Genomic DNA, 9,188 nt, shown 5'->3' on the forward strand with positions numbered 1-9,188 from the left:
GACGGTATTTGACCACTCCTCGACCGGGTGCCTACAGTCTTCGTCAGGTCATGAGTGACAGCGCGACAAGCCCCAGCTTGCTGTCCGGCAACCCTCCGTCCGTGGCGGGGTGCCCTGGGTGAAGACCGGGCCAGGCGACGATAGGTTCGCCCGGCAAGCGCGGACCACCGGTGTCTCATCAGCACTCCCGGGGTCCAGAACCCCCGAGGGAGTGCCTCACCATGTCCGTCGTCTCCGCATCCGTCTGTGCCCCGCTCGCCGTCCTCGGTTCCGACGTCGAGGTCCCGCTGGTGAGCGGCGAGAAGGTGGTTTACGCCGCGCTCGACTACGCCGCCAGCGCCCCGGCCCTCCAGCGGGTCTGGGACGACGTGGCCGCCTACGCCCCCTACTACGGCAGCGTGCACCGCGGCGCCGGCTACCTCTCGCAGCTATCCACCGACCTCTTCGAGCAGAGCCGGCGCACCGTCGAGGAGTTCCTGGACCTGCGCGAGGGCGACCAGGTGGTCTTCACCCGGGCCACCACCGACTCGCTCAACCTGCTGGCGGGCGTGCTGCCGGCCGGCACCCGGGTCTTCGCCTTCGAGACCGAGCACCACGCCTCGCTGCTGCCCTGGCGCCGCGAGGGCCTGACCGTCAGCTACCTGCGGGCCCCGCGCTCGCACGCCGAGGCGGTCGCCGCGCTGGACGAGGCGCTGGCGGCGAACCCCGAGGGGCCGCGGCTGTTCTGCGTGACCGGCGCCTCCAACGTGACCGGCGAGCTGTGGCCGGTGGCCGAGCTGACCGAGGTCGCCCACCGGCACGGCGCCCGGGTGGTGCTGGACGCCGCCCAGCTCGCCCCGCACCACCGGGTCTCGGTGCGCGAGCTCGGCGTCGACTGGATCGCCTTCTCCGGCCACAAGCTCTACGCCCCCTTCGGCGCGGGCGTGCTGGCCGGCCGGGCCGACTGGCTGGACGCGGCCGAGCCGTACCTGGCCGGCGGCGGCGCGAGCCGCACGGTGGCCCGCGAGGTGGACGGCTCGGTGGCCGTCGAGTGGCAGCGCGGACCGGCCCGGCACGAGGCCGGCTCGCCCAACGTGATCGGCGCCTACGCCGTCGCCTCCGCCTGCCGGGCGCTGACCGAGGCCGGTTTCGACGCCCTGCAGGCCCGCGAGCAGCAGCTGATCGACCTGCTGCAGGCGGGCCTGGCGCAGATCCCCGAGGTCCGGGTGCTGAGCCTGTTCGGCACCGAGGCGGCCCGGGTCGGGGTGCTCTCCTTCGTCGTCCAGGGCTGGAACAGCTCGCACTTCTCGGCCGCGCTCTCCGCCGAGTACGGCATCGGCGTGCGCGACGGGCTCTTCTGCGCGCACCCGCTGGTGCGCACGCTGCTCGGGGGCGAGGAGGCGGCGCCCTCCGAGTGCGGGGCGCCGGAGCCTTCGCTGCCCGGCGAGCGCAGCCTGAACGCGATCCGGGTCAGCTTCGGCGCCGGCACCCCCGACGAGCACCTGGACCGCTTCCTGACCGCGGTGCGCGAGCTGGTCACCGACGGGGCGCGTTGGAGCTACCGCAACGAGGGCGGGCGCTGCGTGGCGGACACCCGGCGCTGACGCGGCGGGCGGGGGCGGCCGGCCCGTGGTGGGCCGCCCGCCCCTCAGCCGTCCAGGCCCAGCGCGAAGGCGGCTTCGAGGTCGTGCTGCGAGTAGGTGCGGAAGGCGATCTGGGTCTCGGTGTGCTCGACGCCCGGCACCTTGTTGAGGCGGCCGGGGATCACGTCGGCCAGGTCGTCGTGCCGGCGCACCCGCACCATCGCCACCAGGTCGTAGCCGCCGGTCACCGAGTAGACCTCGCTCACCCCGTCGATGGCGGCGATCGCCTCGGCGATCTCGGGGATCCGGTCGACGCTGGTCTTGATGAGCACGATGGCGGTGATCATGGCGGGGCTCCTGGGGCCGGGGGACGTCGGGACCACCGTACTGGTGGAGGGGAGGCGGGGCAGCGGGTGCCGGCCGGCTCAGCGCCCGGCGGCGCCACCGGCAGCCGCCGAGTCGGGGCGGGCGGGCAGGCGGCCGCGGGCCGCGGCGGCCCAGACCGTCAGGTACCCCGCCGCGAAGCCGATTACGTGGGCCAGGTAGGCCACCCCCGGAGCGGCCTGGCCGGCCGACCACCACTGGACGGCGAACCAGAGGCCGAGCACCAGCCAGGCCGGCAGCCGCAGCGGCAGGAAGAGCAGCATCGGGACCAGCGCGGTGACCCGGGCCCTGGGGTAGAGCCGCAGGTAGCCGCCGAGCACCGCGGAGATCGCGCCGGAGGCGCCGACCAGCGGCCGCAGCGCCTGGGCGCCGCCGGCGGTCGTGAGCGCGTAGCCGTAGGCGGCCAGTGCGCCCAGCGCCAGGTAGCAGCCGAGGAAGCGGAACCGGCCCAGGCGCTCCTCCAGCCCGGGACCGAAGACATAGAGGAAGAGCATGTTGCCGAGCAGGTGCAGCCAGCCGCCGTGCACGAAGAGCGAGCTGAGCACCGACAGGACCGGGATCTTGCCGGGCGTGGCGCGGGCCGGGCAGTCGGCCACCGCGGGGGCCGTCCGGGCCAGCTGCGCCGCGGTCAGCGGACGGTCGCTCAGCAGCTCGGCGGGGACCGCGCCCCACCGCTGCTGGTAGCGCTGCGCCGCGCAGGCCCGCTGCGCGGTGCTCGCCCCGTAGGAGGGGTTGACGCCGTCCGGGCCGGCCAGGAAGACCAGGCAGTTGACGACGATCAGCAGGTAGCTGACCAGGGGGGCCGGGGCGCCGCCGGGCCGCGGGGCGGTGTCCGGGCCGGCCGGCGACTGCTGCTGGATCGTCATGCGCCGATCCATTCCGCGCCGGGCCGGCCGCGACACCGCGCTGTGCTGCGACCGGGTTACCGCGCGCGCGTTCGAGCGGCCCCGGCGCAGGTGGGAACCGGTATCCGGTGGAGGGTGTCACAGCCCCAGGGCCTAGGCTTGGGGCCTGGCCACAGCAGCGGCCCGGACCCCGGACCAGAGAAGAGGACCCCGCCTCATGACCGTCCCCGCGCCCACCGCCGAGACCCGCTGGCGCTGCACCCTGTGCGGCAACCTGACGCGCTTCGACGTGACCCGCTCCTCGCGGGTGGTCGAGTACGTGCACCTGGACCTGGCGGGCGAGCCGACGGTGGAGGAGACCGAGGTGCTGGCCGAGACCCTGGAGTCGGTGCGCTGCCGCTGGTGCAACGCGGTCGACCAGGTCGAGCTGGTGGCCCGGCCGGACGCGGACGCCGCCGCGGTCACCGAGAGCGGCGACGGCGCCGAGACCGCGCGGTGAGCGTCGCGCCGGCGCGGTGAGGCGACGCGTGCCGGCGAGTGGCGTGGTGTCCCCGGGACGCCGCGCACGAGACAATTGCACAGAGCGGTGAGTCAGGGGTGGCCGGACGCCGGCCGGGATGCCCCGCAGACCAGGATCGGAGCCGAGGACGCGATGGACGCAGCGAGGGAGGCCGCTGAGCCGCAGGGGCAGCCGCCCGCTGTCGCCGTCGACGAGCCCGGCCCCGACGGGCTGGGCGCGCCTGGACCGGACGCCGCGGAGCAGCCCGGGGACGGGCGGCCCGAGGACGACGGGCCGGCCGGTGACCAGGGGCCGGCCGACGGTGACGGGCGGCTCGACGAGGAGCCCGGCGCCGGCGAGCAGCTGGACCGGCCGCTGCCGGAGGGCGTGCGCCGCCGGGTGGTGGGCCTGGCCGCCGACGCGCTCGGTGGCCTGCCGGTCACCGAGCTGCCCACCACGCTGCGCCCGTACGCCAAGTTCACCCCGGCCCGGCGCGCCAAGTACGCCGGCACCGCGCTGGCGGCCGCGCTGGAGGCCGAGCCGGTCTTCCGGCTGCGGATAGCGGACCGGCTGCGGCTGGGCCAGCCCGACCTGGTCAAGGCCCTGGAGGCCGGCCAGGTCCCGGGGGCCGCCGAGCCGTTGGACGTGGCCGCCGCCGCCTACCTGCTGCGCCCGCGCGGCTGGGCGCAGCTGGTCACCGAGGCCGGTGAGCAGGCCCAACGGGCCGGCGCCGAGGACGCCGCGGCCGAGGCGGCCCGGCTGGTGGAGAAGCTCCAGGAGGAGCTGGCCGGGGTGTGGGCGGCCGCCCGCCACGACCTGGAGCGGCAGCGGGCCGAGGGCGAGGGGTCCCGCAAGGAGCTGGAGACGCTGCGCAAGAAGCTGCGCAGCCTGGAGAGCGACACCCGCCGGGCGCAGGCCGAGAGCCGCAAGCTGGCGGCCGAGCTGGACGCGGCCGCGGCGGCCGCGGCCACCGAGCGCGGCGTCACCGAGAGTGAGAACCGCCGGCTCAAGCACCGGGTGACCGAGCTGGAGGCGGCGCTGGAGACCAGCCGCCGCTCGGTCCGCGAGGGGCGCAGCGTGGAGGACATGCGGCTGCGGCTGCTCCTGGACACCGTGCTGCAGTCGGCCCAGGGCCTGCAGCGCGAGCTGGCGCTGCCGGTCACCCAGCTGCACCCGGCCGACCTGGTGGACGCGGTGGTCCCCGGTTCGGCCTCGCCGCACGACGTGGCCCGGCGCGGGTTGGCCGAGGACGACCCGGCGCTGCTCGACCAGCTGCTGGCGATCCCTCAGGTGCACCTGGTGGTGGACGGCTACAACGTGACCAAGACCGGCTACCCGACCCTGCCGCTGGAGCAGCAGCGGCTGCGGCTGCTGGGCGGTCTGGCGATGCTGGCCCAGCGCACCCAGGCCGAGGTGACCTGTGTCTTCGACGGGCAGGACCTGGACGTGCCGGTGATCATGGCGCCGCCGCGCGGGGTGCGGGTGCGGTTCAGCCGGACCGGACAGACCGCGGACGAACTGATCCGCCAGTTGGTCCGCGCCGAGCCGCAGGGGCGCCCGGTGGTGGTGGTCTCGGCGGACCGGGAGGTGGCCGACGGCGTGCGCAAGGCGGGCGCCCGCCCGGTGGCCTCGGTCCTGCTGCTGAAGCGGCTGGCTCGCACCTGACCGGCGCGCGCGGCGTGAAGGGTCGGTGAAAGCCGCTCCGCCGAAGGTAGTTCATGGCGGCAGGGGAGTGGCGCAAAGATGTGATCTTCACTAGGGTCTGGCGTCAAACCTATTTTTCCGGTCACTCATCCGATCGGGTGAGACCGGCAGAAGAAGGAGCAGTCCCTTGGCGTCCCACCGCCGTCCCAAGCAGCCGAGCCGCACTCGAGTCACCGTGCTCACCGCGGCTGCGGCCACCGCGGTCGCGCTGTCCGCGCAGACCGGCGCGTGGGCCGATCCCAAGCCCAGCAAGGAAGACGTCAAGGCCCAGATCGACGACCTGAACAACCAGCAGGAAGCCGCCTCCGAGAAGTACAACGGTCTCAAGGAGCGCGGGGACCAGCTGCGGGCGCAGGCCGCCCAGCTGCAGGACGAGGTGGCGCGCGGTCAGGACCAGGTGACCCAGCTGCAGTCCGGGCTGGCGGCGGTGGCCGGCGACCAGTACCGCAACGGCGGGATCGACCCCGCCGTGGTGCTGATGCTCAACTCCAACCCCAAGGGCTACCTGGACCAGGCGTCCAGCATGGCGCAGGCCACCTCCACGGAGACGGACGCGCTCAAGGCCCTGCAGGGCGAGCAGCGCAAGCTCGACCAGGAGAAGAAGGAAGCCGCCGACACGCTCGCCGAGCTCGACCGCTCCACCAAGGAGCTGAACGACGCCAAGGCGGACGTGCAGTCCAAGCTGGCGGCCGCGCAGAAGCTGCTCAACTCGCTGAGCGCCGCCGACCGCGCCGCGCTGCAGGCGGCCGACCGCGCCTCGCGCAGCGACACCCGGGTCGACCTGACCACCCTGCCGCCGGTCTCCGGCTACGCGGGCGCCGCGGTCACCGCCGCGCTGAGCAAGCTGGGCCACGCGTACGTCTGGGGCGCCACCGGCCCGGGCACCTTCGACTGCTCGGGTCTGATGCAGTGGGCCTACGCGCAGGCCGGCGTCTCGCTGCCGCGCACCTCGCAGGAGCAGGGCCACATCGGCACCGGCGTGAGCCTGGCCGACGCCCAGCCGGGCGACCTGGTGATCTACGGCGGCGACATGCACCACGTGGGCATGTACATCGGCAACGGCCAGGTGGTGCACGCCCCGCACACCGGCGACGTGGTCCGGATCGCCCAGGCCACCTCGATCGGGTCGATCAACACCATCCGCCGGGTCTGACGGATCGTCGCGGCACCGGGTGTGCCGGCGGCTCATTGCGCCAACTTTCGGTACAACCCGGCCGATTCGGACATTTCCTGACGGGCGGCCAGGGACCCCCACGAGGTGACCTGGGTCACGGCACGCGCCCCGGAAGATCGGCAGGGCGTGACATCTCTACCACGCAGAGTCAAAGTTCGACGTTTTTTCCGACAAGGATTTGAACGGATCACGGATCAGTTACTAGGGTCATGACCCGGACCACCGCGACGGTGATCACCCGACCCGGGTGGCAGCGGGGGTTACCGCCGAGTCTGGAAAGCAGCGCGGACAGTTGACTGTCCGATGGGGAAGCCCCCAGGGGGTGCTGCGGACCGGAGCCGGGGAACCACGTTCCCTCGGGGTGAATCGGCGCCAGAGTCGGCCAGGGGGCCGGTGAGGCGTCGTAGGGCGTCTCTTCCGGCCCGAACCCGTCAGCTCACCCGGTAGGCGGTCGAAGGAAGAAGGATTCGTGGCGTCCCATCGTCGTCCCAAGCCCGTCGGCCGTACCCGCGCGTCGATCCTGACCGCCGCGGCCGCCACCGCAGTGGCTCTCTCCGGACAGGGGGCTGCGCACGCCGATCCGACGCCCACCATCGACCAGGTCAAGTCGCAGGTCGACGACCTCAACGCGCAGGCCGAGTCGGCGAGTCAGAGCTACCTCGGCGCGCAGGACAAGCAGCAGGCCCTGCAGAAGCAGGTCGGTGAGCTGCAGGACCAGGTGGCCCGCCAGCAGGACCAGGTGACGAACCTGCAGAGCGGCCTGGCGCAGGTGGCCGCCGACCAGTACGCCAACAACGGCATCTCGCCGACCGTGCAGCTGATGCTCAACTCCAGCCCGGACGGATTCCTGAACCAGGCCGGCTCGCTGAACCAGCTGAACAGCACCCAGGCCCAGACGCTCAAGCAGCTCCAGGTGCAGCAGCGCAAGCTCGACCAGGACAAGACCGAGGCGCAGGGCAAGCTCGCCGAGCTGGACACCACCACGCAGCAGCTCAAGGCGGCCAAGGACGACGTCCAGGCCAAGCTGGCCAAGGCCCAGGCCCTCCTCAACTCGCTGACCGAGCAGCAGCGTCAGGCGATAGCCGCCGCCGAGGCGAAGGCCGCCGCGGACGCCAAGGCCGCAGCCGAGAAGGCCGCCGCCGACGCCAAGGCGGCCGCCGACGCGAAGTCCGCCACGGACTCGCAGGCCACCGCCTCGCGCAGCAACACCCGTACCAACCTCGGCGCGCCGAGCACCCCGGCCGCGCAGGCGCCGGCCGCCCCGGCCGCCGGCAACTCGGCGGGGGGCGCCGCGATCGCCGCCGCGGTCAGCAAGCTGGGCTCGCCGTACTCCTACGGTGCGACCGGTCCCTCCGCCTTCGACTGCTCCGGGCTCACCCAGTGGGCTTACGCGCAGGCCGGCGTCTCGCTGCCGCGCACCTCGCAGGCGCAGGCCTCGGCCGGCAACTCGATCGGCACCAACATCGCCAACGCCCAGCCCGGCGACCTGATCATCTACTTCAGCGACCAGAGCCACGTCGGCCTGTACGTCGGTGGTGGCCAGATCATCCACGCCCCGCACACGGGCGCGGTGGTCCGCTACGAGTCCGCGACGGTGATGGCCATCTCGGCCATCGTGCGCCCCTGACGTCCGCGCGAGAAGGCCCGGTTCCCCTGCGGGAGCCGGGCCTTCGGCGTTCCCCGGTCGCTGAGATGTCCGATTGGGGATCAAATATTCGTATAGGCAAGGGTTTGGACTACCTTGCCACGACTCGCTAACGTCTGCGCTCGGATCTCCGCTCCGGACCTCCGTTCTCACGGCGATTGGAGTCGTCAGCCATGGCGATGGCGCAACGCCCGGTTCCCCCGGGCCGTTCTCCGCATGCTTCGGCCGGCCGATCGGGCACCGTCGGACGGCTGGCCCGGGTCCTGGCGGTCACCGCCGCCGCGACCACCGCGCTGGCGATAACGGCCGGCGGGGCGCAGGGGATGCCCACCCGGCCGGACCGCAACGACGTCAAGGCCCAGGTGGACCAGCTCTACGCGGAGGCCGAGCAGGCCAGTGAGCGGTCCAACGCGGCCGAGGAGGCGCAGAAGCGGCTGCAGGCCGAGGCGGGCAGCCTGCAGCAGCAGGTCGCGGTGGCGCAGGACGCGCTCAACCGGATGCGCGGGGACCTGGCGGGGGTGGCGGCCGCCGAGTACCGCTCGGGCGGCATGGACCCCTCGGTCCAACTGATGCTCTCCTCCGACCCGGAGGCCTACCTGGCCAAGGCGCGCAGCCTGGCGCAGGTCGCCCGGCAGCGCGGCGACTCGCTGCGCGAGGTGATCGAGCAGCAGCGCCGGCTCGACCAGCGACGGGCCGAGGCGAGCGGCAAGTTGGCCGAGCTCGACGCGGTGCGCCGCAGCCTGGGCGACGCCAAGCAGCAGGTCCAGCAGCGGTTGCACAGCGCGCAGGCGCTGCTGAACAGCCTGGGCGCCGGCGAGCGGGCCCAACTGGTGACCCAGGACGCCCGCGAGGCGCACGAGCGGGCCACCCGCGGCACCGACCGGGTGGACCTGGGCAGCCAGCCGCCCTCCTCGGACCGGGCGGCGGTGGCGCTGGCCGCCGTGCTCAGCAAGATCGGCTCGCCGTACGTCTACGGATCCACCGGCCCGGGTACGTTCGACTGCTCGGGTCTGATGTACTGGAGCTGGCGGCAGGCCGGAGTGACCCTGCCGCGCACCTCGCAGGCGCAGGCGTTCGGGGGGCAGCGGATCAGCCTAGCCGAGGCGCGACCGGGAGATTTGGTGATCTTCTTCAGGGACATGCACCACGTCGGCATGTACGTCGGCGGCGGCAACGTGGTGCACGCGCCGTACCCGGGGGCCCGGGTCCGCTACGAGAGTGCCTCGGCGATGCCGGTAGCGGCGGTGGTGCGGGTCTGAGCGTCCAGCATCCGGTGACCGACCGGTGCGGCGCCGACCCGTCGGCCGCCGAGCAGCCCGTCACGGTCGGACCCCCCGCGGCGCCCCTCGCCCCGCCCGCGCCGAGCGGCACCCTG

At 73.6% G+C, this 9,188-nt stretch carries 8 protein-coding genes and 2 riboswitches; of the genes, 6 read left to right on the forward strand and 2 right to left on the reverse strand.

The features are described from left to right. Positions 1–46 precede the first annotated feature (46 nt). Positions 47–166: riboswitch (SAM riboswitch) on the forward strand. Between the two features lie 55 nt (positions 167–221). Continuing rightward, entirely contained in the window at positions 222–1,583 is a 1,362-nt protein-coding gene (locus tag ABD323_RS21760; RefSeq protein WP_344443515.1) for an aminotransferase class V-fold PLP-dependent enzyme, read from the forward strand. Positions 1,584–1,627: 44 nt separating this feature from the next. Here the strand turns inward: ABD323_RS21760 and ABD323_RS21765 are convergent, their stop codons facing one another. After that, complete coding sequence (locus ABD323_RS21765) at positions 1,628–1,909, reverse strand: Lrp/AsnC family transcriptional regulator (protein WP_344443517.1); 282 nt, start codon at positions 1,907–1,909, stop codon at positions 1,628–1,630. Between the two features lie 78 nt (positions 1,910–1,987). Continuing rightward, on the reverse strand, positions 1,988–2,812 hold the full coding sequence (locus ABD323_RS21770) for a rhomboid family intramembrane serine protease (RefSeq protein WP_344443518.1): 825 nt from the start codon (positions 2,810–2,812) through the stop codon (positions 1,988–1,990). Positions 2,813–3,008: 196 nt separating this feature from the next. Here ABD323_RS21770 and ABD323_RS21775 point away from each other — a divergent pair, with 196 nt between their 5' ends. The 5 genes from ABD323_RS21775 to ABD323_RS21795 all read left to right on the forward strand — a co-directional run bounded on the left by ABD323_RS21775 (position 3,009) and on the right by ABD323_RS21795 (position 9,072). Further along, positions 3,009–3,290: a hypothetical protein gene (locus ABD323_RS21775; protein ID WP_344443519.1), complete on the forward strand. Its 282-nt coding sequence runs from the start codon at positions 3,009–3,011 to the stop codon at positions 3,288–3,290. A gap of 153 nt (positions 3,291–3,443) precedes the next feature. Beyond that, a complete protein-coding gene (locus tag ABD323_RS21780) occupies positions 3,444–4,955 on the forward strand; it encodes an NYN domain-containing protein (RefSeq protein ID WP_344443520.1) in 1,512 nt (503 codons plus the stop codon). A 166-nt stretch (positions 4,956–5,121) separates the two neighbouring features. Then, on the forward strand, positions 5,122–6,147 hold the full coding sequence (locus ABD323_RS21785; protein ID WP_344443521.1) for a C40 family peptidase: 1,026 nt from the start codon (positions 5,122–5,124) through the stop codon (positions 6,145–6,147). 334 nt (positions 6,148–6,481) lie between these two features. Next, a riboswitch (cyclic di-AMP (ydaO/yuaA leader) is annotated at positions 6,482–6,634 on the forward strand. Between the two features lie 3 nt (positions 6,635–6,637). Continuing rightward, positions 6,638–7,795 carry a C40 family peptidase gene (locus tag ABD323_RS21790; protein WP_344443523.1) on the forward strand — a complete coding sequence of 386 codons (1,158 nt, stop codon included), beginning with the start codon at positions 6,638–6,640 and terminating at the stop codon, positions 7,793–7,795. A 191-nt stretch (positions 7,796–7,986) separates the two neighbouring features. Next, on the forward strand, positions 7,987–9,072 hold the full coding sequence (locus ABD323_RS21795) for a C40 family peptidase (RefSeq protein ID WP_344443525.1): 1,086 nt from the start codon (positions 7,987–7,989) through the stop codon (positions 9,070–9,072). Positions 9,073–9,188: the final 116 nt, after the last annotated feature.

The sequence above is a fragment of the Kitasatospora nipponensis genome (assembly GCF_039528135.1).
GTDB lineage: Bacteria > Actinomycetota > Actinomycetes > Streptomycetales > Streptomycetaceae > Kitasatospora > Kitasatospora nipponensis.